This is a genomic window from Flavobacterium fluvii (assembly GCF_900129545.1).
Classification (GTDB): domain Bacteria; phylum Bacteroidota; class Bacteroidia; order Flavobacteriales; family Flavobacteriaceae; genus Flavobacterium; species Flavobacterium fluvii.
The window spans coordinates 285,977-310,461 of the sequence record NZ_FQWB01000002.1 but is presented as its reverse complement, the minus strand read 5'-3'; the positions used below and the strand labels follow the sequence as shown (position 1 = coordinate 310,461).

The 24,485-nt window shown below is 37.2% G+C and carries 22 protein-coding genes, 1 tRNA gene and 1 pseudogene; 9 read left to right on the top strand and 15 right to left on the bottom strand.

Features of this window, described 5'->3' with window-relative positions; translation table 11 throughout:
- The first annotated feature begins 58 nt into the window (after positions 1-58).
- The 3 genes from BUC16_RS06830 to BUC16_RS06820 are packed head-to-tail and all read left to right on the top strand — an operon-like array spanning position 59 to position 4,425.
- Positions 59-2,650, top strand: a complete 2,592-nt coding sequence (locus BUC16_RS06830) for a circularly permuted type 2 ATP-grasp protein (protein WP_073369187.1) — start codon at positions 59-61, stop codon at positions 2,648-2,650.
- Positions 2,640-3,509, top strand: coding sequence for a transglutaminase family protein (locus tag BUC16_RS06825; RefSeq protein WP_073369185.1), 870 nt, complete (start codon positions 2,640-2,642; stop codon positions 3,507-3,509). The genes BUC16_RS06830 and BUC16_RS06825 overlap by 11 nt, the downstream gene beginning before the upstream one ends.
- A 4-nt stretch (positions 3,510-3,513) precedes the next feature.
- Complete coding sequence (locus BUC16_RS06820) at positions 3,514-4,425, top strand: protein-glutamine glutaminase family protein (RefSeq protein ID WP_317614991.1); 912 nt, start codon at positions 3,514-3,516, stop codon at positions 4,423-4,425.
- A 3-nt stretch (positions 4,426-4,428) separates the two neighbouring features.
- On the opposite strand, the gene BUC16_RS06815 is transcribed toward BUC16_RS06820, so the two are convergent.
- The 7 genes from BUC16_RS06815 to BUC16_RS06790 form a co-directional block, all read right to left on the bottom strand.
- A complete protein-coding gene (locus BUC16_RS06815) occupies positions 4,429-5,022 on the bottom strand; it encodes a 2OG-Fe(II) oxygenase (protein ID WP_073369181.1) in 594 nt (197 codons plus the stop codon).
- A gap of 126 nt (positions 5,023-5,148) precedes the next feature.
- Complete coding sequence (locus tag BUC16_RS06810) at positions 5,149-6,606, bottom strand: AAA family ATPase (RefSeq protein ID WP_073369179.1); 1,458 nt, start codon at positions 6,604-6,606, stop codon at positions 5,149-5,151.
- A 134-nt stretch (positions 6,607-6,740) separates the two neighbouring features.
- Positions 6,741-7,859 (bottom strand): vWA domain-containing protein, encoded by a 1,119-nt coding sequence (locus BUC16_RS06805; protein WP_073369177.1) that lies wholly within the window; start codon positions 7,857-7,859, stop codon positions 6,741-6,743.
- Positions 7,860-8,046: 187 nt separating this feature from the next.
- The gene (locus tag BUC16_RS06800) at positions 8,047-8,430 is read right to left on the bottom strand and encodes a YchJ family protein (RefSeq protein ID WP_396180645.1); all 384 of its coding nucleotides are present in this window, start codon (positions 8,428-8,430) and stop codon (positions 8,047-8,049) included.
- Positions 8,423-8,653, bottom strand: coding sequence for a hypothetical protein (locus BUC16_RS06795; RefSeq protein ID WP_073369175.1), 231 nt, complete (start codon positions 8,651-8,653; stop codon positions 8,423-8,425). Before BUC16_RS06795 ends, BUC16_RS06800 begins: the two co-directional genes overlap by 8 nt.
- 2 nt (positions 8,654-8,655) lie before the next feature.
- Positions 8,656-8,808, bottom strand: coding sequence for a hypothetical protein (locus BUC16_RS17725; RefSeq protein WP_170860856.1), 153 nt, complete (start codon positions 8,806-8,808; stop codon positions 8,656-8,658).
- On the bottom strand, positions 8,808-9,350 hold the full coding sequence (locus BUC16_RS06790) for a hypothetical protein (protein ID WP_073369173.1): 543 nt from the start codon (positions 9,348-9,350) through the stop codon (positions 8,808-8,810). Before BUC16_RS06790 ends, BUC16_RS17725 begins: the two co-directional genes overlap by 1 nt.
- Positions 9,351-9,442: 92 nt before the next feature.
- On the opposite strand from BUC16_RS06790, the gene BUC16_RS06785 reads away from it, so the two are divergent.
- The 6 genes and pseudogenes from BUC16_RS06785 to BUC16_RS06765 all read left to right on the top strand — a co-directional run bounded on the left by BUC16_RS06785 (position 9,443) and on the right by BUC16_RS06765 (position 12,268).
- On the top strand, positions 9,443-9,688 hold the full coding sequence (locus BUC16_RS06785; RefSeq protein ID WP_073369172.1) for a hypothetical protein: 246 nt from the start codon (positions 9,443-9,445) through the stop codon (positions 9,686-9,688).
- Positions 9,689-9,821: 133 nt separating this feature from the next.
- Entirely contained in the window at positions 9,822-10,262 is a 441-nt protein-coding gene (locus tag BUC16_RS06780; protein WP_073369170.1) for a KTSC domain-containing protein, read from the top strand.
- A gap of 135 nt (positions 10,263-10,397) precedes the next feature.
- A complete protein-coding gene (locus tag BUC16_RS06775; protein WP_073369168.1) occupies positions 10,398-10,634 on the top strand; it encodes a hypothetical protein in 237 nt (78 codons plus the stop codon).
- 214 nt (positions 10,635-10,848) lie between these two features.
- Positions 10,849-11,610 (top strand): DUF4369 domain-containing protein, encoded by a 762-nt coding sequence (locus BUC16_RS06770; RefSeq protein ID WP_084546116.1) that lies wholly within the window; start codon positions 10,849-10,851, stop codon positions 11,608-11,610.
- A gap of 18 nt (positions 11,611-11,628) precedes the next feature.
- A pseudogene (locus BUC16_RS17470) lies at positions 11,629-12,015 on the top strand (TlpA family protein disulfide reductase); the annotation flags it as partial.
- Positions 12,016-12,187: 172 nt separating this feature from the next.
- Positions 12,188-12,268, top strand: a tRNA-Tyr gene (locus BUC16_RS06765).
- A gap of 247 nt (positions 12,269-12,515) precedes the next feature.
- Here the strand turns inward: BUC16_RS06765 and BUC16_RS06760 are convergent.
- The 8 genes from BUC16_RS06760 to BUC16_RS06725 form a co-directional block, all read right to left on the bottom strand.
- Positions 12,516-13,442, bottom strand: coding sequence for an SGNH/GDSL hydrolase family protein (locus BUC16_RS06760; RefSeq protein ID WP_073369166.1), 927 nt, complete (start codon positions 13,440-13,442; stop codon positions 12,516-12,518).
- A gap of 4 nt (positions 13,443-13,446) precedes the next feature.
- Positions 13,447-15,918, bottom strand: coding sequence for a polysaccharide lyase family 8 super-sandwich domain-containing protein (locus BUC16_RS06755; RefSeq protein WP_073369164.1), 2,472 nt, complete (start codon positions 15,916-15,918; stop codon positions 13,447-13,449).
- Between the two features lie 35 nt (positions 15,919-15,953).
- Positions 15,954-16,802: a glycoside hydrolase family protein gene (locus BUC16_RS06750; protein ID WP_211517978.1), complete on the bottom strand. Its 849-nt coding sequence runs from the start codon at positions 16,800-16,802 to the stop codon at positions 15,954-15,956.
- Between the two features lie 378 nt (positions 16,803-17,180).
- Positions 17,181-18,128, bottom strand: coding sequence for an alpha/beta hydrolase (locus BUC16_RS06745; RefSeq protein WP_073369162.1), 948 nt, complete (start codon positions 18,126-18,128; stop codon positions 17,181-17,183).
- 42 nt (positions 18,129-18,170) lie between these two features.
- A complete protein-coding gene (locus tag BUC16_RS06740) occupies positions 18,171-19,604 on the bottom strand; it encodes a sialate O-acetylesterase (RefSeq protein ID WP_073369160.1) in 1,434 nt (477 codons plus the stop codon).
- Positions 19,605-19,692: 88 nt separating this feature from the next.
- Complete coding sequence (locus BUC16_RS06735; protein ID WP_073369158.1) at positions 19,693-21,276, bottom strand: DUF4955 domain-containing protein; 1,584 nt, start codon at positions 21,274-21,276, stop codon at positions 19,693-19,695.
- A 196-nt stretch (positions 21,277-21,472) separates the two neighbouring features.
- A complete protein-coding gene (locus tag BUC16_RS06730; protein WP_073369156.1) occupies positions 21,473-22,690 on the bottom strand; it encodes a glycoside hydrolase family 88 protein in 1,218 nt (405 codons plus the stop codon).
- A 79-nt stretch (positions 22,691-22,769) separates the two neighbouring features.
- Positions 22,770-24,476 carry a RagB/SusD family nutrient uptake outer membrane protein gene (locus tag BUC16_RS06725; RefSeq protein ID WP_073369154.1) on the bottom strand — a complete coding sequence of 569 codons (1,707 nt, stop codon included), beginning with the start codon at positions 24,474-24,476 and terminating at the stop codon, positions 22,770-22,772.
- Positions 24,477-24,485 lie beyond the last annotated feature (9 nt).

Sequence of the window (24,485 nt, the reverse complement as noted above, 5' to 3'; positions counted from 1 at the left end):
CGCATTAAAAGCTATTATTTTGCATAATAATAAAACGTAATTCATTCAATATCGACAAATGATTCAGGATATTTCATTGGGACTGCTCCAAACCTATAAAGAAAAAATCAATTCTTACGACGAAGTACTGGATCAAAATGGTCAGGTAAAGCCGTATTGGCAAGGGCTTTTTGACACTTTAGAATCTATTGGAATTGCAGAATTGGAATTGCGCAATCAAGAAATTGTAAAAAAATTAAGGGAAAACGGGGTTACCTATAATGTGTATGATTCCAATAAAGAATCAAATCGTGCCTGGAAATTGGATCCCATTCCGTTCCTGATTCACGAATCTGAATGGAAAGTCATCGAAAAAGGATTGTTGCAAAGAGCCCGTTTGCTGAATTTGATTTTGAAAGACCTTTACGGACCTCAATTATTGATTAAAAACGCCATTATTCCTGCCGAATTGGTTTTTGACAATTCGGGATTTCTCTTGCCTTGTTTTGACATTAGACAAAAACACGACAAACAATTATTGAATTATGCCGTTGATTTAGCCCGCGGTCCCGACGGAAAAATGTGGCTGTTGGACAACAGAACCCAAGCCCCTTCCGGTGCAGGATATGCTCTCGAAAATAGAATTGTAATGAGCAAGGTGATTCCTGAACTCAATAAAAAAACATATAGAAAAAGGCTTTCTCCTTATTTTAATCAACTGCAACAAACCGTTGATATGTTGGGAAACAATACCAATGAAAATCCAAACGTGGTTTTCTTGACTCCAGGCCCTGGAAACGAAACTTATTTTGAACACGTTTATCTTTCGTCCTATTTGGGTTATACCTTGGTTCAAGGAAACGATTTATTGGTTCGAGATGGTTTTGTGTGGCTGAAATCGATTGACAGACTCGAACGGGTAGATGTCATCATCAAACGATTGGATGACGAATGGTGCGACCCTTTGGAATTGCGCCGAGATTCCCTGCTGGGAATTCCGGGGCTGTTGCAAGTGATTCGTTTGGGAAATGTTTCGGTTATAAATCCTCCTGGAACCAGTGTTTTGGAAAATTATGGTTTGATGGCTTTTATGCAAAATGCCTGTAAATTTCTGTTGAATGAACCTTTATTGTTGAATTCCATAGCAACTTGGTGGTGCGGTCAACCGAAAGAATTGAACTTTGTTTTGGCTAATTTACCCAAGTTAATCATCAAAAAAACCAACCGAAAACAAGGTTTTAGATCCATTTATGCACGTTTATTGAATGTAGAACAACTGGAAGATTTAAAGAATCTGATTCTTAAGACCCCAAAAGATTATGTTGCCCAAGAAGAAGTGAGTTTATCTACCACTCCAGCTTTTATTAATGGAACGATAGAACCCAGATATGCAGCCATTCGTGCTTTCTTGATAGCTGACGGAGATGATTATAAAGTAATGCAAGGCGGTTTGACCAGAAGTTCTGCCTTAAAAGACAAGTTTGAGATTTCGAATCAATTGGGTGGAATTTCAAAAGACACCTGGATTATTACGGATGCACCAACAGAATATATTGAAAGAACGGTAGAACGAAAAAACACCAACAATCAACTGAATAATTCGTTAACGAGTCGCAATGCCGAAAACTTGTTTTGGCTGGGTCGCTTGTGCGAAAGAACGATGGCTTTGCGTAGTTTTCTGAAAATAATTTTGAGTAGCCTCAACGAAAACGTAACCAAGCACGGCAATAAACAACCTGAATTTTTGGTGGTTTTATTAAAATCGTTGACTCATCTTACACAAACCTATCCGGGATTTGTTGGAAAAGAAGACGAAGACGGGGAAGAATTTGACAATGAAGCTATTTTTGAAAACCCACTTGCCGAATTATTGCTTTTGATTAATGATCCAACCAAAAAGGGTTCAGTGGCTTACAACATTCAATCTCTCCTTCGAACCATTAACCAGGTGAGTGAAAAATGGAATCACGACACCCGACGCATCATCAATTTATTGGAAGACAGTCTTTTTGTGCTTAAAAAAACCAACACCAATAAAATCAATTATGTCAATCACGCCTTGGACAAATTGCACATTCGTCTTTTTTCCTTTTATGGAAATATATATGAAACCTTGCCTCGAGACAATGGTTTTTATTTATTGGAAACAGGGAAAAACGTGGAACGAATTTTATCTTTAATTTCTGTTTTCCGTTCTACTTTCAATTACAAAAAAATTGAGGAAGAAGAAGTCCTTTTGATGGAAGCTATTCTGGAAAACCACCATTTATTGGCACAATATCGACATATATACAAATCGCATTTGAGTTTGAAAGCCGTTATCAATATGGTGTTTTTAGAAAAAAACTTACCTTATACCCTTTCCTTTTTATTGGACACGCTTTCGTATTATCTGTCTCAATTACCCAAAACCAATGAGCCGAATCGATTGAGCATTGCCGAGAAATCAGCTTTGGAAGCCAGCACGATTGTTAAATTAATTAATGCTGACCATCTTATAGAAGTGGACGAGGAAACCCAATTTCGACCTGAATTGGACGAAACGCTCTCCAAGGTTTTTGAACTGATTTGCAATGTTTCCAACAACTTGTCCCGTTTGTATTTTAACCATTCTGTGATGCAACATTCCGTTTTAGACACCCTTGAAAATAGAGATACTGATGAAATATAAATTAAAACATAAGACTCTTTATACCTATGTAAATGAGGTGCACAATTACCAAAGCATTTTGTGTCTGCAACCACAGAATTCTGCCAAGCAAATATGTACCAATTTCAAATTAGAGATTGAACCAAAACCGTCTAAAATATATTCTCGCACGGATTATTTTGGTAATATCCAACATTATTTTTCGCTTCACGAATCGCATAAATCACTAAAAGTTATGGTTTCCAGTGAAGTTGAAGTATTGAACAATGTCGTTCAGCCGCTAAATCCAATTACCTGCGAAGAGGCCAGAATAAAATTCATAAAAGATCACGCCCTTAAAACGGAAGTTTTACAATACCAATTGCCTAGTCAATACATAACCTGGGACGAAGAAATACAAGCTTTTGCTAAGACCTGTCTGCTTCCAGATGTATCTCTTTTTGAAGCTATTTTGGATTTAATCAAAAAAATATATACCGAATTTCAATTCAAATCAGGTTCTACTAATGTCAATACACCCCTAAAAACAGTACTTAAAGAACGAAAAGGCGTTTGTCAGGATTTCTCACATCTGGCGATTGCCAGTTTGCGAAGTGTGGGAATTCCGGCACGATATGTAAGCGGTTATATCGAAACTTTACCTCCAAAAGGAAAACCAAAATTAGAAGGTTCTGATGCTTCACACGCCTGGATTTCCGTTTATATTCCTGAAATGGGCTGGTGCGAATTTGACCCAACCAACAATATGATTCCGCAACAGCGTCATATTGTAACGGCTTACGGAAGAGATTTTGCTGATGTGTCTCCTTTAAAAGGAATTATTTTCAGTTCTGGCGATCATAAAGTAAAAGTCGAGGTAGATGTGATACCTTTGCAATAATTATATTTTTAATAATAACACCATCAAAAGACATCCACTTTTAACGCCAAGAAAAGCATCAATATTAGATCTAAAAACAGCAAACGCACTATTTGCAGAAATTATGAAATCGGGAATTCCTTTTGGTTATCAACAAGCCAATTGTCATAATATCTCACATTATATCAGTTTGTTATTAGCATCTAAAGGCTATCAATGTGCCAAAATTTGGGCGTTTGCTCCTGTTGTTTATTCTACTTCCAGTTCCAAATTAATATCGATCCCTGATAAAAAAAACATATCACCTACCGGAAAAATCGATTGGGGTTATCACGTGGCTCCAATTGTTAAGGTTCGGATTGGAAATAAAGTACGTAAAATGGCTATTGACCCGGGATTATTTAAAACTCCTGTCCGCTACAGAACCTGGCTTGCCAAACTAAAAATAAAACAACTTATCTATTTAATTGTAGATTCGGAATGGTATTTATTCAATTCCTCTATGATTCCTAATTCGGAACTGCTTCCTTATGATGAATCACTAGATGCTAATCCAACTAATGTTAAACTGCCGGATTGGTTTTCGGACAAACTCATTACTGACTTTTTCAAATACGAAGAAGATGCTCTAGAGCAACATTGGATAGAACAAGGATTGTCAGTTAATGAAACCGCTATCGCTTTTTATGATGCGGAAATCAAACCGATACTGAATTCTCCTGAGCATCAGAATTTAGTTTATGATTACAAAATGTTAGTGGGAAATGTATTTAATTTTGAAACCGTTATTAGAGATGGCAATTGGAATTATGAAATGACTACTGACTTTCAGATTAAACATCAGGAAATAATTGCAAAATACCGCCAAATTTATTTAGCAAATCTCAACAAATGGCAAGAGTCTATGGCAGTTTTGAATGACTTAATAAACAATTAAATCTTAATCACTTTTTAACCAACCAGTAATACTCATTCGGGTATTTTGGGTGACCAAAACTTCGTGAACCAATTCATCACTTTTAAAGAAAACGGTTTTCCCTTGGGTGGGACTGATTTTCTGATTGTTGTCTAATTGATGAATGAGTAATTCGCCACCATCACTTTCCTGCCAATTGCTGTTCAAATAGCTAATCATCGAATATTTTCGACTGGGATTATTTTTGAATTGATCTAAATGTTTCAAATAGAAATCTCCCGTTTCATACAACGAATAATGAAACTCATAGCCCGTTATTCCCGCATAACAACTTTCGTTCAAATACAAAATAAAAGCCTCGATTTGAGTAAAAAATTCGTTTTCAAAAGTATTATTGTTCTTTTTATCCAGCCAATAAATCGAATCACTTCGAATCGCACCGTCATAAGAAAGTTTCTCGGAATTGCCAATTCCTGCTGATTTCAGCAAACTATTTTGGTTTAAAGTCAGTAAGTTTTGTTTTAGATTATTGGCTAATTCAGCACTCAAAAAATGTTCTGATATACCTACTTTATTTTCAATATAAGTGGCAATCAAATCCTCAAAGGAATTTTCCATTATTATTTTGGAAAGACTGAAAATACAGCCAACGGAGCAAGGTAGGCTAAATAAAATGGGGAAATGCCTTTTTGGGAATTAATAAAAAAAGGGTTTAACATATAACGCTTAACCCTTTTTCTATTTTTACAATTTGCTGATATAACTGCCGTACAAATCCTTGAACTGATAACCTTCGGAAAGGCGGTCTTTGCTCAATTTTTTGTATTCTACCAATCCCCAAAGAATAAACTCTTTCATAAAATAGCTGTCTTCTTTTTCTAATTGTGGCTGGTATTTTTTGACTAAAGCTTCCAACGGAGCAATACTCTCTAAAATGGTTTTGTACTCCTCATCCGAACAATCGTCTAATAATTCGAAGCCACTTTCGGTAAAAAACCATTCCAAAATATCTGAATAAGGCGTTTTTTCACCTTGCTTTTCCAACTTTTCAATTTTAGGAAAATAACCGGGGAAGAAAGTACGAATCGCATCTCCAATTAAATGTTGCGCCACAATAGCTGCTCCCTCCTGCTCTCCTTCGTACACTAATTCTACTTTTCCGGTAATGGCAGGAATAATTCCCATAAAATCGGATAATCTCAAAGTCGTTTTATCCACTCCCGATTTCAAGGCACGACGTTCGGCAGTGCTTAATAAATTCTCTAAAGCGGTGATGCTCAATCGGGCACTCACTCCACTTTTGTTATCTATAAATTCACTTGCTCTGGCTTCAAAACTGATTTGTTCCAATAAATCTCTAGCTAATGAAGGAACATAAACCAAGTCACTTTGAGCAACATCCAGTTTAGCTTCTTGCTCTGTAATCGTTCGGGCAATTTTGATGGTTTCCGGATAATGCGTCAGGATTTGAGAACCAATTCTGTCTTTTAAAGGCGTTACAATACTGCCACGATTGGTATAATCTTCCGGATTAGCGGTAAAAATAAATTGCATATCCAATGGCATTCTTAATTTGAATCCACGAATCTGAATGTCGCCTTCCTGCAAAATATTAAACAACGCCACCTGAATTCTGGCTTGCAAATCGGGTAATTCGTTGATGACGAAAATACTACGATTCGCTCTTGGAATCATCCCAAAATGAATTACTCTGTCATCCGCATACGACAATTTCAAATTCGCCGCTTTAATTGGGTCGACGTCACCTATTAAATCGGCAACTGTAACATCTGGAGTAGCCAATTTTTCAAAGAAACGTTCGCTTCTATGTAACCAAGATATTGGAGTTGCATCTCCTTTTTCCGCAATTAAATCTTTGGCAAAACGGGAAATCGGATGCAACGGATCGTCATTGATTTCTGAACCTGTCACAAACGGAATGTATTCGTCTAATAATTCAATCATTTTGCGCGCCAATCTCGTTTTAGCCTGACCACGAAGTCCCAACAAATTGATATTGTGACGGGATAAAATGGCTCGTTCCAATTCTGGAATTACAGTATTTTCAAAACCGTGAACTCCTTCAAATGTGGGTTGTCCTGACTTGATTTTCTCCCGTAAATTATGACGCAACTCGTCTTTGATACTTTTAGTTTCGTATCCGGATTTCTTTAATTCGCCTAGTGTGTTTATGTTGTTCATTTGTTCTTTATTGAAATTGAAATTCGTTTAGTAATACGGTTTGCGTTAGGGATAGAAGTGTAAATCCTTTTTTGAGGCTTTTCGCCGAAAAAAAGATTGAAACGAATAGCCCGACCCTTGGGTAACGCCCAAAACTATTTTATTCTTTTTTTACGATTGGTTTCATAATCTTCGAAAATCATTTCGCCCAAACCTTTTAATCCCGTGTAAAAAGCTTTTCCCTGATTGGCTTCGGTAAAACGATTCACAAATTGTTGCAAATACGGATCTTTGGCAATCATAAAAGTCGTGATAGGAATGTGCAATTTTCGGGCTTGTTGCGCTTCGTTGTAGCATTTATCGACTATATATTCGTCGAGACCGTTGCTGTTCATATAATAGGTACCGTCTCTTTCCCGAACACAGCTCGGTTTTCCGTCGGTAATCATAAAAATCTGTTTGTTGGTATTCTTTTTTCTGCGGAGTAAATCCATTGCCAATTGCAAACCGGCTACGGTGTTGGTGTGAAAAGGACCGACTTTTAAATAGGGTAAATCCCGAATAGCAATCGTCCAGGCATCGTTTCCAAAAACCAAAATATCTAAAGTATCTTTGGGATAACGAGTCGTGATTAATTCGGCTAAAGCCATTGCCACTTTCTTGGCAGGCGTGATTCTGTCTTCGCCATATAGAATCATACTGTGACTGATGTCAATCATCAAAACCGTACTCATTTGGGATTTGTATTGGGTTTCTTCGACCACCAAATCATTTTCGGTCAGCATAAAATCGGCTACACCATTATTGATTTGGGCATTGCGTAAACTTTCGGTTAAGGAAATTCTTTCCAATCCGTCTCCAAAATGAAATTCCCGAAATTCTCCCGTATGTTCATCGCCATTTCCGGCGTGTTTGGTTTTGTGATTTCCGCTTCCGGAACGTTTTAGATTTCCAAAAATGTTATCCAACGCTTGTTGGCGAATGGCTCTTTCGGTTTTGGCTGTAATTCCTGTTCCTGTAGTTCCATCGTCTTTGAGTTCATCCCGGATGTATCCTTTTTTCTTTAAATCTTCGATAAAATCATCAATGGTATAAGCGGAATCGGTGAGTTTGTATTCTTTGTCCAACTCCCGAAGCCAGTCGATAGCTTCGTCAAAATCGCCCGAAGTATGGGTGATTAACTCCTTGAAAATCGTAAAGAGTTTATCAAACGGAGACTGAAATGGTGCTTCGTAAGTCTTGAAATAAAATCCGTTTTTGATGGTATCTTTCATATTTTTTAAAATTACATTATTTTAAAAAGAACAGAAGCCAAACATTTATTAATTTTTAGTTAAAAGGGAAGGATTGCAGATTTAGGATTAACGATTTTTGATTTCAGAAGTATAGAACTTCACAAATCCATAACTAAATATTTATCAACACAAAATCTGAAATCGTTAATCATCATTCGAAAATCTTTTATTCAAACTTTCCGTCTAGATAAAACCAACTGCCGTTTTCCTGTTTAAAAGTTGAAAACTCATAATGCACTTGGTTTACTTTTTTTTTATCCAAAAAATAAGCTTTAAACTCAACCGTATTTTCTGTAGAAGAAATGATTTCCAGTTTTTGCCACTCATTGGCTGTAGCCCAATTCAGGATTTCGGACTTAGAATAGTATTTTCTTTGAGAACTATGTGTAGTATTCAACAAATAATCCGCTTGATGAGTCACATAAGCGGAATATCTTGATTTCATCAATGCCAAAGCAGTTGGAGCTTTTTCAATTCCATCAATATATTTTTGGCAGCAGTCTTGAAAAGGAATTGCTGAACCACAAAAACAGAGACCCAAATTACTCACCTTCTTCTTCCGGATTAATTTTTTGAAACAATTGATTAATCAATATCTGATATCTACTGATTTCGATCAAATCTTCATCTTCATCGGTGTGATCTAAAAAATCATCTAGTTTTTCACTCACTTCCAATAGTTTATTATTTGCCGATCTATTGTCTTTGGCTGCAATTAAATCTATAATTTCCTGAACTCCGTTTTTTAATTCCTCAAATTGACTCTTTCCCATAATTAGTTGTTTTCGTCAGCTTTATTTTCGTTGAACTTTTTCACAATTTGTTTCAATTTCTCTTTACGCAAGGCTTTAGCAGCTTTCACTTTATCCTGCTCTTTGTGCAACTTATCGTTGTGAATCTTGATATTTCTTTCGTTATTTCTTCCCATTATAGTTCTCTTTTTATTTCATCCAATGTTTTATTGGTGAAAATTAATTGATTGATTATTTCTTGTCGCAACTCATCTAAATCATCGTATTCAAAATACTTTGACCACGAAGTTAAAACAAATAAATTTCTGATTTGTTTAATCTTTTTTGTGGTCTCAAAACTCGTTCGCAGTATGGCTTTATTATCGTAATTCGGATTGTTTTTGTGTTGGTAGTTGACTGTGTTTTTAATGAAATTTGCTTCCAAATAATATAATTCTTCTTCGGAATTGTCAGGATAAAATTCGTTCCAGGCAGCAAAACCCAATTTGGTTTTAGAAGCTGTTTCCGGTTCCATGGGTTCCAATCGCCATTTACTATTGGCCAATCTCCCCCAATGATTGGACAGTCTATACATTCCTTCCTCGGTATAAAAATATTTACTCCCCGACTTGCTGTCGTATTGCACTGGTATTCCTTCAATTTCCTCAGGAAACACTTCCTGAAAAACACAAAACGTATTTTTGAAAGAATTGGGACTAGGACGAAATACTTTATTCATAGCACAAAGATAATCAGAAAGGCAATAACAACCCAATACAAACAATAATTGATTAACTTTGCAGCTTAGAATTACATTAAAACAAATTGATTATGACCAAGCCTTCAGAAGAAAAAATGCTGCAAAAAGGAATTTATACTGGAATAATAGAGCAAGACGAAAACAACAACTTTTTTTGTGGCGAATATCTATTGGATTATAAAATGGCTCAAAAATTTGCTTTAGGCGATTTGGTAACCATAAAGTCCATCATTGAAAACCCAAGCGACATCAACTACAACAAGTATCCAAAAAAGTCTAAAAACTTTGACAAAGCCAATAACAAGCCACAACAATAGGACTTTTTATTGATTTTTTTTAAGTCGGAAATTGAAAACTTAAAAAAAAGTGTACCTTTGCAAAAAATTGTCGATTTTGAAACCAAATTACATTGATTTCACACTAAAAGACAAATAGTTACCCTATAGATTTATGAAAAAAATAGTTGAATACCGCAAGCTGCTTAATGTAGACAAAACTGTAGAATTAAAAGAATTAAAAACCATCTATCGTAATGCGATGAAAGAATCGCATCCTGATAAATTTCAAGGAGACGAAGCTGGTTTGAAAGTTGCTGAAGAAAACAGTACAAAAATTATTGAAGCTTACCACTTTTTGGTAAGTATCAATCCTGAAACCATTAAAGCCAACTTGCCGGAATATACCGAAACAATCTCTACATCAACAATCACGGATTACAAATTTGTTGAAGGAAGATTAATCATCAATTTCTCTAACGGAAGTGTTTACGAATACATTAGTGTTCCTAAAGCAACTTACGTGAAAATGGTAAATGCTGATTCTCCAGGAAGATTTGCAAAAAGACATATATTGAATGCTTTTACTTGGAGAAAAACAATCAACCAAGACTAGATTTAATCGACTCATATATTTAAAAAACACTCCTTTCAGGGGTGTTTTTTTGTTTCCTGTCGAAAAAACAAAACAAGAATTGGACAGATTATTTATATTAAGTAAGTTAGCAATGCAGAATATAAAACAAATAATATGAGTGATCCTTGTGAACAATTCAAATCGCAATATAAAAAAGCAAAAGAAACCCTTGATGTTCTATTAATTCAAAAGGCTGAAATAAATCTTAAACTAAAATCCGATTATTCAAATCCACATTTGCAAAAAGAACTAAGAACAGTAAATATGGATATCCGAATTACGGAAAACGAAATGGAACATGCCGAATATCGCATTCAAGAATGTGAAATAAAAAACAAGACCCTAATCTAGAAAAGTTAGGAACTCAAAACAATCTTCCTTTATCTTATCGGCGGCTTTATTCTCCAAAATGCTATGGCAAAACAGCTAAAAATTGCATAATTTCATTTGTCTAATCCCTCATTACCAAAATACATAAACTATAACAAAAATTTAAGTCATAAAATTATTGATATTTTATAAATTTGGATACTTTTGCAGACTTAAAACATTTAACTAACTTATAATGAAAAAAATAATTTTATTGCTTTCGGCTACTGTATTCTTAATTTCTTGTAGCAAAAACAAGTATGTAATTTCAGGTACCGTGAAAGGTGTTGAAAATGGAAAAACCGTAATTATGGAAACTACAGATCCTGTTACTCAAGGATTGCTTGCCGTAGATACCGTAAAAATTGAGAACGGTAAATTTGAAATTACAGGAAAAGCTTTAGAACCAGCTTTCCACTTGTTGCAAGTTGAAGGAGTAAATGGAAAAGTGCCATTTATCTTGGAAAATGGAGACATCACCATAGAAATAAACAAAGACAGCTTGAATAAATCGAAAATTTCTGGAACATACAATAATGACGAATTTTCTTCTTTCAACAAAGAACTAATGGAAATTCAAAAGAGTTTGGTTGATTTTCAAACTAAAAACACTCCATTAATGAATACTGCACAACAAACTAAAGACACTGCAGTTATCAATAAATTAATGAAAGAATTTGGTGAAATTCAAAAAAATGTTGGAGAAGCTTCTAAAAAGAAATATACAACTTACGCAGAAACACATCCAAAATCATTTATATCTGCCTTGATTATAGAAGGAATGTCAAATGACCCTTCTGTTGACATCAAAAAAGTAGAAAAATTGTATGCCAGTCTTGACGAGTCGTTAAAAACGACAAAACCAGGAAAATCAATCGACACAAAAATCAAACAAATAAAATCAGGTCCAGCTGTTGGTCCAAGTCCAGCTCCTGCTGCTCCTGGTAGCGCTAACTGAAGATCAGATTTTTCTGCTCCAAATCCTGAAGGAAAAGTAATTTCCCTAAAGGAAAGTTTAGGAAAAGTAACAATTGTTGACTTTTGGGCTTCATGGTGTGGCCCTTGTAGAGCTGAAAATCCAAATGTGGTGGCTATCTATAAAGAGTTTCACGATAAAGGATTAAACATCGTGGGCGTTTCTTTAGATAAAGACGCTGCAAAATGGAAAGAAGCCATAGCCAAAGATCGTTTGACTTGGACTCATGTTTCAAATTTAAAATTCTGGGATGAACCAATTGCCGCTCAATATAAAGTGCAATCCATTCCAGCCACTTTCATTCTTGACGCTTCTGGTAAAGTAGTTGCAAAAGATTTAAGAGGAGAGGAACTAAGAGCTAAAATCAAGGAACTTTTGGCAAAATAAGTCAAAAACATACAACTCATAAAAAATCTCCCTCGTGGAGATTTTTTTATTTTATTCAATACCAACACATTGCAAATAATCTAAAAATTAAGCTCCTTTTTAATTTGGAAACATGAAAACAGTTGCTATATTTGCAACCGCATTCGAATAAATAATGACAATGCAGGGTGTCGGGGAGATACTCAAGCGGCCAACGAGGGCAGACTGTAAATCTGCTGTGTGAACTTCGCAGGTTCGAATCCTGCTCTCCCCACGATTAAAAAAACAAGAATTCTCAAAAGCCAGTAAATCTTATGATTTACTGGCTTTTTGTTTTTCTGATACCTTTTTACATTAAGCGAAAAACAACTGCCGCTAACATAGATGCCATAACGGATTTGGGCAATAAGCCTAATGGAAAAATGGTTTTGTATTTGGGATGATTTGGCAAATCCGAGAATAGGGCTTAATTTAGTCCCAAACCCACTGTAGTCCCATAACCATTAGAGATTAACAACTGTTTAGGGTTTGGCAAGCATTTGAATTTGCTTTTCGATATCTGCACATTGACTTTCAGCTTCAGGTAAAGGCAAGCCGGCATTCATCCCGGGCCTTTTATGTCCGGTAAAAGTCAAATAAGCATCTTTTTTGATGGCCTGTTCTTTCTCTATTAAATGAAAAATGGAATCGCCGTTTTTATACCCTAATAAAAGATCCTGCATATTTGTAGCAGTCGAAGCCTTTGTTTCACCCAAATTCAAAAGAATCTGTTTTACTATAATAAAATGTCCAACATTATCTGGGTGTATGCCATCTGCCGCAAACTGAAATGTTGCATCTTTAAGACGTTGGTCTTCCAAATATTTTTTCATTGGCCAATGGACATCGATTACGTTCCAATTATTGGTATAGCGCTGGCTGATTAACCAATCGGTATAAATATCCAACACATTGGCATAGGCATTCCCTTTTCGCTCATCATAAATGGGAGTGGTAATGTGAATTATAGGAGCACCGGATTTTGTTACCTGTTCATGCATCCATTGCATCCCCTCCTGAAATTTCTGAAAACGCTCATTATCAAAAGGCAGATAAATACCATCATTCATACCATAACAGGCAAATACAAGGTCTGGTTTTAATTTACTTAAAATGCGTGCCAATCGTTCGTGTAAATCGGGCCGGGGAAATTTACCCCTTGCATGATCAGGCTCCGACAAGCCAGAAACCGTTTCACTGGGCAAGCCCACATTAATTATTTCAAAATGTCTTTCAGGATATTGAAGACGAAGGTAAGCATCTATGCAGGACACATAATAACCCGCATAAGTTATACTATTGCCTATAAAAACGATTTTCTTCACGTTAGTTGGAATAGCATAAGGCTGTGCCAAACATTGATTTTGGCTTCCCAGACAAATAATTAATAGTAAAAGGAAACGTTTCATGCTATTAGAAATTTAGTTTTTGTACCACTGGTTTTCCCACCAATTTTCCCTGCGGCATTTCGAATACAAATGATTTATTGTTAAAGGAAACCGTAATTCGTTTCAGGGCTGCATTCATTTGCGGATCCTGCACCGAAGCCACATATTCATTGTTCTTCAATTCTATTTGCACAATACAGGGATCGGATACCGAAATACTAACCCCTTGCTGATTAAGCGCAGTGTTTCCATTATAAAAAACCGCCTGACAAACATTACCATCCAAAGATTTAACCGCCTGTACCTGAGTATCATTTTGCAATACAACAAAAGGTAATTCGGTAGCGGGGTTATCCTTTCCACAGTACACCACATAGCCATAAGTATCATTCTTCACCTGTTGGCCATGATCGATCCAAAGTCTCAGAATATCAACACTGGCAGGTAAATCTTTCACCGTTTTGTTCTGATTATTCATTTTTATCCAATCGGTGGCTTTGGTTTCGCAGGTATAATAGGCTGTTCTGCTGTACTGTGGTAAAACGGTATAAGCAAATTTATCCTGCTGTTTTACCCAAACAGGCTGGCCGTTATCAAAAAACGACTGGACACCCGGTTTCACTTTTTGCCAGGAGCCATTTTCGAGTACCACTACCTCATTCTCTTTTGCCGTTTGGTCAATGGTGGTACGAATAGTGCCTTCCAATTCAGGACGAAGATTGTTGACTCCTGCGCCCAAAGCAATCAGATAATCCCCCTGCATAAAATAGGCTTTATGCGCCTGAACCCCGTAAATACTCTCGTTTTCACCCTTATTAGTTCCTTTATCATTCACATCATCCCTTTCGGAACCATTCACCTTTTCAAAAATAAAACCGGCTACTGCATTGGCTGTACCCGAAGTAGCTGCGCCGGCAAAATTGTATTTGCTGTTATACCCTCTCCAGTTGGTAACCGGTTTGATTTTTTCCATGCCTTCTCGGGCTGTTACGCCGGGGGAAGCGGTAACATCCCAACCACCATAAATTTTTCTGTATTCGGTTCCGTTACGCTGGAAAAATGTCATGCCATCATTATTAAAAAAATTATAGCAATCGGCAAAAGAAGGAGCACTTTCCACTCCGTCACATCGGGAAGATGCCATATTCACCATGATGTGATAATCCTGATTCTTCTTCATCAGGTCGTCGTTATTAAAAAACCATCGGGTACCGCTGTAAATACCAGCGTCAAACTGTGACATATTAATAGCTTTCGCATTGGCTTCCTGCATGAACTGCTCTATTTCTTTTTGTTCTGAAGCTGTAAAGGAAGTTTTCCAGTCTTTCATCACGCTATTGGCAAGTCCCAAGGATGGAATAGTACCACTGCCTCTTCCATAAACAGACGAATAACGGTCCAAGCATGGGAGTTCGTTGCCTTTATAATGATACCAGCTACCTCCCCTGAAAAAATTGATTAAAGTTTCTTTATTTTCCTGCGTTAATTTCTTTTCCCAGGGTGAACCTTTCAATATCACCAACATGTTTAAAGCATTGTTTCCCCCATCGATAGGATAACCCCAGATCAGACTCTGTTTGCCATGTCCCCATCCAGCTCCATCGGCCGTAAATCCCTCTATCCAGAACGATTCATTATAAGTTGCTTGAGAAGCCTGACTAATGCCGCGCTGACATACTTCGGACAGTAAATCAATCATCGGAATGGACTTGTACATAAATGCGGTAGGCAATAGCGAACGATACGCCAAAGCATTACCTCCCACCCACCAAACATGGTTTCGGAAGCGTTCTATTTGGACTACGTTGTTATCAGTCGCATCGTTGCGCAGCGGTTGTGTCCAGCACTGCAAGGCCAATTCTTTCAACATTACACAGGCATCATTCTGTAATGAATTCTTGCTTTTAGCGGCTTCCACTTCATCCATTTGTTTCAGCAACGAAAAATAAATATTCACTGCCGCAGTAGGAATAAGAAAACAAGAGTCGTGAAACCTCGGGGCTGCATTGTTACGACCTTTTTCCAGATTGCCATAGCGAATAATGGCTTTATAAAATTTATCAACCAATGCCTCTTTCTCTTTCATTTTACCAAGCCGATACCCATCCGCTATTTTCCAAAGGCGGTTAATTGCTTCTGATACCACAGGCGCAACCACTTCCCTTTGTAATTCACCTTTGTCAAGCAATATTTTTTCATCCACAATCCTCTTTTCCTGCGATGCCAGATCGGTAAATTGGCCATCGGCTCCAAGCAAGGCTAAACATTCCTCGCTGGTCTTCTTCATCTCCTTCGCCAGTTGCTCATAACGATAAGGCTTTTTATTGAAACCTTCACGGTACTTTTTGATGGAGGCTTCTTTTTCAGCATCTTTTACCGTCGTGGCTAGCGTAGAGTATTTCACATAATTGTCGTGCGCGAACTTTCTCTCGGCTTCCTGTGCCTGACCACAAAGGACAGCATTCATTGCACATAAAACAAAAAACAGTTTTTTCATATTGCGTTTACTTGTTATTTATAACATTTTCTATTCTACTTCTTGAAAGGCACGACAACATTCCAGGAGTGTGTACCGTATTCAAAACCACCCGGACCATCCATCGTGGCAAAAAAGAAATAAGCAGGTTTTCCATTTTCAAAATAGATAAAAGGTCTTTCCAGTTGTCCCATCGTTTCGGTCTTGCCATCATTGTAATGAAGCGTTCTCGAATAAGCTTTAGGCGAAGCTGCAACTGTCCAATGAATAGCATCTTTGGAGTCAGCCAACACACCTGAGTGTTTCTCATCTGTATATTTGCCTACATGGTCTTTGAAAATTACATGATAGCCTTTCTTATCCTTCCAAAAGAAGGGGTCTTCTATTTCTGGCTGATCAAGGCCGCCCAATACTGGTTGTTTGTTGTTTAATACTTCAAACTTGTCATAAATACTTTTGGCACGGGCCAATCCAAAACACATGCCCGAATACTTGTCGTTACCCACATAACTTCGTGCTTTAAACATCATTAATACCGAACCGTCTTCTTCAATAATCGGACTCGGATTGGAAGTAAGAAAACTGTAAAAAGTATCCGGCTTTGTATCCAATACCGGCTCATCAAAACGTTTCCAAGGACCATAAGGCGAATCAGCAATAGCTACTCCTACCCGTTTGTTGCTTCGGCCAACAATACACCATTTACTGCTCAGCGTAAAATCTATTTTATTAGGTTCTTCAAACGGATGCGTAGAGCCCATATAGTACATCACATACTTGTTTTTGTATCTGAATATACGGGGGTTGTGTGTAGAGCGCCCATCCCAGTATTGCGCACCACGAGCAGGCAAAGCCACATCAGAAAATGTGTAAGGTCCTTCGGGTTTATCAGATATCGCATGCACCACTTCTGAAGCAACCATCCAGCCCGGATGAAACACTATGCTATCAGGCCAACGGGAGGCGTACATATGATATTTCTTGTCATCCCCTTTTACAATACTGCTACACCATACCCAATACCCTTTCATGGAAAAGGCGGGTGTTCTGTATGCTTCTCCCAACTGTGAATAAATCGGGTTCAGTGAATCTGTTTTTTGCCCCCAACTCAATTGAACGCTTATCAACTGTAGCAGCAAAGTCAAAGTAATTGTAAAATATTTTTTCATTTTTATCTTTTTAATCAATATCAATATTATATCCTATTAACATTTCAAATTGTTCTGAAACGATTTTTAGTACTCGTTTTAAAATCTATCGGATTTCAAATTGACTGTGACTTCTTATGGGATTTTAATCAAATCATTTTCAGCTAACCATTTTTCGCAGGCACTTGGCCAATATTTATTGGTTCCTACAGTTCCCAAACCAAAACCATGTCCGCCATTTTCATACAAATGCATTTCGACCGGAACTTTATTTTGCTTTAATGCCAAATAATAATTGATGCTGTTTTCAACCGGCACCGATTTGTCGTCGGTAGCATGCATTAAAAATGTTTTTGGCGTGGTTTGGGTAACCTGTTTTTCATTCGAATATTTGGCAATCATTTCACTGCTGGCGATTTTTCCTAAAAGATTTTCTTTTGACCCACCGTGCGTAATTCCGTCTTCCATAGAAATTACCGGATAAATCAAAATAGAGAAATCGGGACGTGCGCTGGTATTGTCTTTGGATTCATACACTTTGTCATTGTAATGTGTGGACAAAGTAGCCGCCAAATGTCCTCCTGCCGAAAAGCCCATGATACCAATTTTTGAGGTATCAAGATTCCATTTGTCAGCATTTCGGCGTAAAGTTCGTATCGCTTCCTGAGCATCCTGCAACGGACCGATAGTTTTGTTTTCCATAATGACATCGCTTGGAAGCCTGTACTTCAAAACAAAAGCCGAAATTCCAATAGACTGAAGCCATTTGGCTACTTTATCACCCTCATCTTCATGAGACAAATGAGAATAAGCTCCACCTGGGCAAATAATTACTGCTGTATTTTTACCTCCCTTGTTGTTTGCCAAAAAACATTTTAAGGTTGGCTCCGTCACTTTTTGAATTATTGAGACATTGTAATCCTTGTCAATTCTTGTTTCTTCTAGATATCCTTCAGCTTCTATAGAATTGGGGATTTTGTCCCATAATTTTATTTCATTGCTTTGCGAAAAAGAAGAAACACTCATTCCAAAGAATAAAATTAATGAGGATGCTTTTTGATATAAATTAATTGATTCGTTCATAAAATTTGGTTTTGAAAATGTATTTTTTCAATTAGACAATCACTACCAATCATCGGTTCTGAAACTGCTAGCAGGAAATCCTTCGGTGTTAAACAAGTCGCCCACCACAAAATCTTTAAACGCATATCGAACAGCTACAGGATTAGGAACCTCTTCCGATGATACAGTTAATACCCCTTTTGTGATTACCGCTTTTGCCGGATGAAAAACCTTATCGGCTCCGGCAATTTCAAAATTGCTCAACGGCTTTCCGTAAGAAGTGAAACCGTTTGCCGTATTGCTGAATTGGACAGTTGCCACATTACCGGCAAAACTTACCGATTCATACATTGGAGAGGCATACGGAAATCCTTTTAAACCATAAGTTTTGGCCAATGCCATATATGCCAAACGTTTGCCCACAGTTTCCTTATCCCAGGGATGAATGAAAACTTCATTACCAATATCCAATGTCACAGCCATACCGCTGTTTGGAATTACCGCCAATGCTTTTCTTTGGGCATCTCGCAAATAAGCCGAATGCAACTTTGGGTCGGATTCAATTATTTTATTTTTGTACGGTGCAATTTGCACATAGTAAAACGGAAGATTTTCGTCGTTTGATTTTGTTCTCAACATTTTCACAAAAGCAGGAAACAAGGTTTCGTATTGCTTCGGCTTGTTGTAATTGCTTTCTCCCTGATACCAGATACAGCCTTTAAAGGTATAACCCAACAAAGGATACAACATAGCATTATAAACTGCAGTGGCATTTTTATTATCGATTTTTTGTGAAGTATCCGTTTTTGATGGAAAAGAGGTAACATCTGGAAATGGTTTCAATGCTTCTTCATCCATAAATCCTTCTATGGGCGTACCACCATAGCTGCTGCACACTAGACCAATTGGCACTTTTAACTTGGCATACAATAATCTACCGAAGTAATAGGCAGTGGCGCTAAAATTAGCAACCGATTCGGGTTCAGCTTCGTTCCAAGTGGCTTTATTGGAATCATCCTGAGCCTCTCTCTGAACTGCTTTTGGTACGGTGTACACCCTGATTTTGTCATTGGCTGAATCAAAAATGGCTTCGCTTGCACCAAGAATAGGCTGCCCCATGAAGCCCTTCATTGGCATCTCCATATTACTTTGCCCGCTGCAAAGCCATACTTCACCTATCAAAACATTTTTAATAGTGATGCTGTTGTTGGCTTCACTTATTTTTATTTCAAAAGGGCCTCCCGCTGCAGGAGTCGCAACGTTTGCCTTCCATTTACCTTTTGAATCGGCAGTGATCGTAATCTTCTTTTTATTCCAAGATGTGACAAGACTTACTTTAGCACCTGCCGTACTCCAACCCCAAATCAAGGGATGCGATTGTTGTTGCAATACCATATTATCCGAAAATAAATAGGGAAGTTTGATGGCACTAAAAGCTGTACTTCCAAAGAAAGTAAAGCAAATTAGATAAATAATTACTTGTTTATGTATTTTCATATTTGGTTATTTTTGGAGTTAGTTAATTAATTTAATCATTTAAAATGTAGTTTAAAAAGCTATTCTGAACTCGTTGAAAAGTCTTGGATTAATTCTTTTCTTTAATCCATTTGGGTAATTTACCCAATCTTAATTTCAATTGAGCCAAATACAAAGAAGCGGGTTCAACAGCTGTACCAATGGATTCGGACTGTCCCAATTGTTCCATTTTAAAAGTGGTTCCCTTACTTGTAAAACCTACAATTATGGGATTAGGAATTTTCCACCATTCAAACACCGCTGAAGGGGGCCAAAATTCAAAATCTTTTACTGGCTCATTAGTTTGCTTATAATTCCATAAAACCAAACCCTGCATGTGATTGGGCATATTTTCCATCGCACCGCCGGCACGGCCATTTAGCAAACCACCTTCGACATCATCAAGCAATGTATTTCTGGGTTGGCTCGAGTGTGACTCAAAACAAGTAGTGGCGGGATAAGTACATTTCCAAATTACGGTATTCATTGATCCATTGGAAGAACCAAAAGAATGCCATTGCGAAGCCTCGTCAACACAATTGGCAATCAGCACATTGGTAGAACCGTTAGAATTTATGGCCTGATGACCTGCATTACCGTCAATTTTACAGTTTACGACCGTGATATTGGCACTTTGGCCAATTGTGGCTGCAACACTACAATTGGTAAAACGGCAATTTTTCATCCATGAATTAGTGGTTTTCCTAATATTCAGTATCGTATAACCACTATCGTCTTTCCAGGAACGGTGATGCACAAATTTTTCGGTCCAATTGCCCACAAACGCAATATCTTCTATCCCAATCTCTTCACTGTTGGCATATTTATAGACTTCCCAATTGTATTTTGGATCAATTGGATATGAAATGGGGGCATACAATGTTAGCTTCCCCTTCTTTATATTTTTAATCTGATAAAAGACCTTTACACTTATTCCTTTTTCTACAAGATTGGTCCACTCCGGTTCTACTTTATTGTATTTTAATTCGGATGCAATTAAATCTTTATCATTATCTAATAATTTTAGCATAATCCAGTCGCCTGCTGCCAAACCTTCGGTTGTGTTTACTTGAATAGTCAAATCACCAACAGAAGCCGCTGCAGTAACCTGCCCTATTTTTTTATCGGAACCGGAACTCGTAAAAATAAATAAAGGTGGAACGGTCCACATTTGAGTCGGATTTGCCGGCGGAAGGTTATTTTTCATATACAACTCCGTTCCTCCCGGACCGGAACCACTTCCCCTGAAAATAATATTACTCTTTTTTGAAATAATAGAATTTGTGAGATCACCATCTTCATTAACCAAAAATCTTCCTTTGGGAAAAAAAACAATTCCGGAACCGTTTTTATTGGCAGCATCAATGGCTAATTGTATCGCTATTTTATCTGATTTACCATCATTGGGCTTGGCACCAAAATCGGTAACATCAAAATATTTATAATCGGTGATATTCGGGATATTCTTTTCCCCCTGATGATACCCTGCATAAGAGAAATCAGGCAAGAGACTTCGGTCTTTCTTGTACGCTTCGAATATTTTGGCTTCCTGCTGGGCAGAAACCGTTGTTATGGCAAACAGATTCAAAAGAAGAATAAATCCCTTTTGAATCTGTCTTATATTGTTGTTGTATATCCTAATCGATTCTAACATAATATCAATATTTAGCCCTTTTAATGAATCTCTTTATTTTTTTAAAGTAATAACTTGTTTCCTAATAGTAGTAAAAATACAAAAACACATAGAACACAGATTTTAAAGTTGTTTTTAAATTAAATCTATTTATAATTTTTTATAAACTAATAAACCATGTTTCTATGTGTTTTTGAATTTACAACTTACTCCCAAGTTATAAATACCATTTTTTATATCTCAATAATGCTTCCAGGAAATAATAATCGGCATAGGTAAGCGGAACATCAATTTCCCCATTATGTGGAATTGAACCTACACTGTGCATTAACAGATACCCTCCATTAGAACCCAATTGCGCTCTGTATTTAGGAGTCGATAATGATTTCAAGATAGTTTTGGCAACATCAACATAATTCTTCTTTTCCTTTCCCGAAGTGTATTGTCCCAATTCCAAAAATGCAGAGGCATAAATGGTTGCCGCCGACACATCGCGCAACGCATTAGGAATATTCGGAGCATCAAAATCCCAATATGGAACCTTGTCAGCAGGTAAATTAGGATTGTTCAGTATAAACTTGGCAATTCCTTGTGCTTGTTTTAAATAAGCAGGATTTTTGGTAAAACGGTACATCATGGTATAACCATACAATGCCCATCCTTGTCCCCTGCTCCATGCACTGGAATCAGCATATCCCTGAGCCGTAACTTTTTTAAGAACTTCTCCTGTTTTTAAATTATAATCCAACACATGATAACTGCTGAAATCCGGTCTGAAATGATTTTTAATCGTCGTATTGGCATGAGTTTCCGCAATGTTGGCAAAACTTTTGTCGGAACTGTTCTGGCTCGCCCATTCCAACATTTCAAGGTTCATCATATTGTCAATAATTACTGGACCTACAAAACCTTTTCCGTTTCGCAATCCATCATCGCTAACTTCCCATGACTGAATCACTTTGGCATCGGGGCGGTATCGGGTTGCCAATGATTTGGAAGATTGAAGAATCACCTTTTTGTATTCCTCGTTTTTGGTCAATCGATAGGCGTTCCCAAAACTGCAATACATCATAAAGCCCAAATCATGGTTTTTTGTATAATATTTTACGGTGTCCAATATGGCAAGTCTTTTCTTGGCTTCATCGAGAATCAAAGGCTTTTTGGTATATTCATAGATATACAAAAGTGTCCCGGGATAAAAACCGCTGCACCACCAATACACATCAGAACTAACATTTTTGTTGTTCTCAAATGTTTTTGGCATTTCATTTGCCGGTGTTGCCTTTTCTAAATATTGATACTGCTTTTCGGCAAATACAAAATTGTCTTGGATCAGTTTTTGCATGGCAAAATGATCCTTGCTATTGTCTTTCTGGGCAGAAACAGATAAGCCGCAAAAGGACAATAGTACCAAATAGTACTGAATTGTTTTCATGAATATTAAAATGTGATAAAAAAGTTGGTAAAAATACTTTGTACCATTTTACCAACTTTTTTAATTATTAAACTAGATTTTACCAACCTGGGTTTTGGTCAGCTGGAGTTATCAACTTATTGGACAACATTTCTACAGAAGGAATAGGGTACAATAAGTGTTTTTGAGCTGTACTTTGTCCTGCTATCTTAGCGTATTGTACATTTTGTGCAGCTAACGGACCAGTTAAAGCATTAAATACTGTAGGTGCAGATGCCATTTCATTACCTATAGCATTCATCGTTTGAACATATTTTCCCCAACGGATCAAATCCATACGGCGTAATCCCTCAAAACACAATTCACGCATACGCTCGTCTTCAATCCATTGTTGAAAAGTCGCTTCGTTAAGTCCTACAGGTAGGTCGGCAACCAAACTTGGCGTGTTTATTGGAAGTCCATACCCTCTGCGACGTACTTGGTTAACTGCTTCGTAAGCAGCTGCACTTGGTCCATGTAGTACCTTATTTTCAGCTTCAGCAAACATCAAAAGAATATCGGCATATCTCAAGGCAGCAAAATTAATACTGCTTTGATTCTGGTCTTTAGGATTGGTAATTTCATATTCTCTTTTCCATTTCGTAGCTTCACGCCCATATACAATAGTTTTCACCATTGCTTGTCTTGCACCTGTAGTACCATTAAAATTATAGGTAGACAAATTCCAATCACGACGCAAATCTTTTCCGGTAGCATCATAACTATTGAATAATCGATGTGTTGCTCTTGCGAAACCATAACCATATCCAATAGAATTTCTAAAAGGCGAGCCTACTGCCGGCTGAAACTGAAATCCTACCTGGCTTCCTAAGCCTCCAAGTTCATTGTATGAATCTGTACGGTTCCCTTTAAATTCAATTTCCCACATATTCTCTTTTAAATCATACTTATTTTGTGCCAGATTTATAAATATTTGACGGTATGCGTTATTAGAATTTACAGGAACAGTTGCTATTGTTTGATTAAAACTGTTAAACTTAGGATCTGTGTCAAAAGTTACATTCAAACCATGCTCACCAGAATTTATAACTTTTTTCGTCCACTCTAAAGCCTCAGCATATTTTGAAGTATCATTTAACGGATTTCCAGCCATATACAAGCATACTCTAGCAAGAATCCCTTGAACTATTGTTTTTGAAACACGGCTTGAATATCCTATTGACGTTGAAGTAGCCACTTTTGTTTCGGCCTCCTTCATGTCTTTCAATATTTGGGCGTAAACCTCGGCTTTGGGTGTTCTGGCCATATCAATTCCTACAGGACTTGTCGTTGGAGTCAACCTCAAAGGCACATCACCCCATCTACTTACCAACATAAAATAATAGTAACCTCTTAAAAACAATGCCTCTCCCAACATTTGTTGGCGTTTGGTTTCGTCCATTTTTGGCACATTAACATCTGCAATGAAAGCATTGGCTCTTTGAACACCATCATAAAGTTGGGTCCACATAGCTGAAACTTGACCATCAGTAAAATTATAAAGGTTTAATGGAAAACCCGAAGTTTCAGCAGAACGATTACGATAACTCTCATCCGAAGATGCTTCTATCTGTCCAAGAAAATCCGTACCATATACTTTTGTTGCTCCTAAAATATCATATACCCCGGTTAGACCTTTCATCAAACCTGCTTCATCAGTATAAAATTGTTCTTTTGCCACTTTATCGATTGGCTGTTCATCCAAAAAACTCTCACATGAGCTCATCCCCATGGTAATCAAGCCCAATAATATATATATCTTTTTCATTTTGAGTGT

What these genes read in the sequence shown, in the direction of transcription:
- BUC16_RS06725 (WP_073369154.1), bottom strand. Translation starts at nt 24,476, where the DNA reads ATGAAAAAGATATATATATTATTGGGCTTGATTACCATGGGGATGAGC.
- BUC16_RS06790 (WP_073369173.1), bottom strand. Translation starts at nt 9,350, where the DNA reads ATGAATAAAGTATTTCGTCCTAGTCCCAATTCTTTCAAAAATACGTTT.
- BUC16_RS06730 (WP_073369156.1), bottom strand. Translation starts at nt 22,690, where the DNA reads ATGAAAACAATTCAGTACTATTTGGTACTATTGTCCTTTTGCGGCTTA.
- BUC16_RS06810 (WP_073369179.1), bottom strand. Translation starts at nt 6,606, where the DNA reads ATGAACAACATAAACACACTAGGCGAATTAAAGAAATCCGGATACGAA.
- BUC16_RS06825 (WP_073369185.1), top strand. Translation starts at nt 2,640, where the DNA reads ATGAAATATAAATTAAAACATAAGACTCTTTATACCTATGTAAATGAG.
- BUC16_RS06830 (WP_073369187.1), top strand. Translation starts at nt 59, where the DNA reads ATGATTCAGGATATTTCATTGGGACTGCTCCAAACCTATAAAGAAAAA.
- BUC16_RS06805 (WP_073369177.1), bottom strand. Translation starts at nt 7,859, where the DNA reads ATGAAAGATACCATCAAAAACGGATTTTATTTCAAGACTTACGAAGCA.
- BUC16_RS17725 (WP_170860856.1), bottom strand. Translation starts at nt 8,808, where the DNA reads ATGGGAAGAAATAACGAAAGAAATATCAAGATTCACAACGATAAGTTG.
- BUC16_RS06775 (WP_073369168.1), top strand. Translation starts at nt 10,398, where the DNA reads ATGAGTGATCCTTGTGAACAATTCAAATCGCAATATAAAAAAGCAAAA.
- BUC16_RS06740 (WP_073369160.1), bottom strand. Translation starts at nt 19,604, where the DNA reads ATGAAAATACATAAACAAGTAATTATTTATCTAATTTGCTTTACTTTC.
- BUC16_RS06770 (WP_084546116.1), top strand. Translation starts at nt 10,849, where the DNA reads ATGAAAAAAATAATTTTATTGCTTTCGGCTACTGTATTCTTAATTTCT.
- BUC16_RS06755 (WP_073369164.1), bottom strand. Translation starts at nt 15,918, where the DNA reads ATGAAAAAACTGTTTTTTGTTTTATGTGCAATGAATGCTGTCCTTTGT.
- BUC16_RS06785 (WP_073369172.1), top strand. Translation starts at nt 9,443, where the DNA reads ATGACCAAGCCTTCAGAAGAAAAAATGCTGCAAAAAGGAATTTATACT.
- BUC16_RS06745 (WP_073369162.1), bottom strand. Translation starts at nt 18,128, where the DNA reads ATGAACGAATCAATTAATTTATATCAAAAAGCATCCTCATTAATTTTA.
- BUC16_RS06760 (WP_073369166.1), bottom strand. Translation starts at nt 13,442, where the DNA reads ATGAAACGTTTCCTTTTACTATTAATTATTTGTCTGGGAAGCCAAAAT.
- BUC16_RS06735 (WP_073369158.1), bottom strand. Translation starts at nt 21,276, where the DNA reads ATGTTAGAATCGATTAGGATATACAACAACAATATAAGACAGATTCAA.
- BUC16_RS06795 (WP_073369175.1), bottom strand. Translation starts at nt 8,653, where the DNA reads ATGGGAAAGAGTCAATTTGAGGAATTAAAAAACGGAGTTCAGGAAATT.
- BUC16_RS06780 (WP_073369170.1), top strand. Translation starts at nt 9,822, where the DNA reads ATGAAAAAAATAGTTGAATACCGCAAGCTGCTTAATGTAGACAAAACT.
- BUC16_RS06815 (WP_073369181.1), bottom strand. Translation starts at nt 5,022, where the DNA reads ATGGAAAATTCCTTTGAGGATTTGATTGCCACTTATATTGAAAATAAA.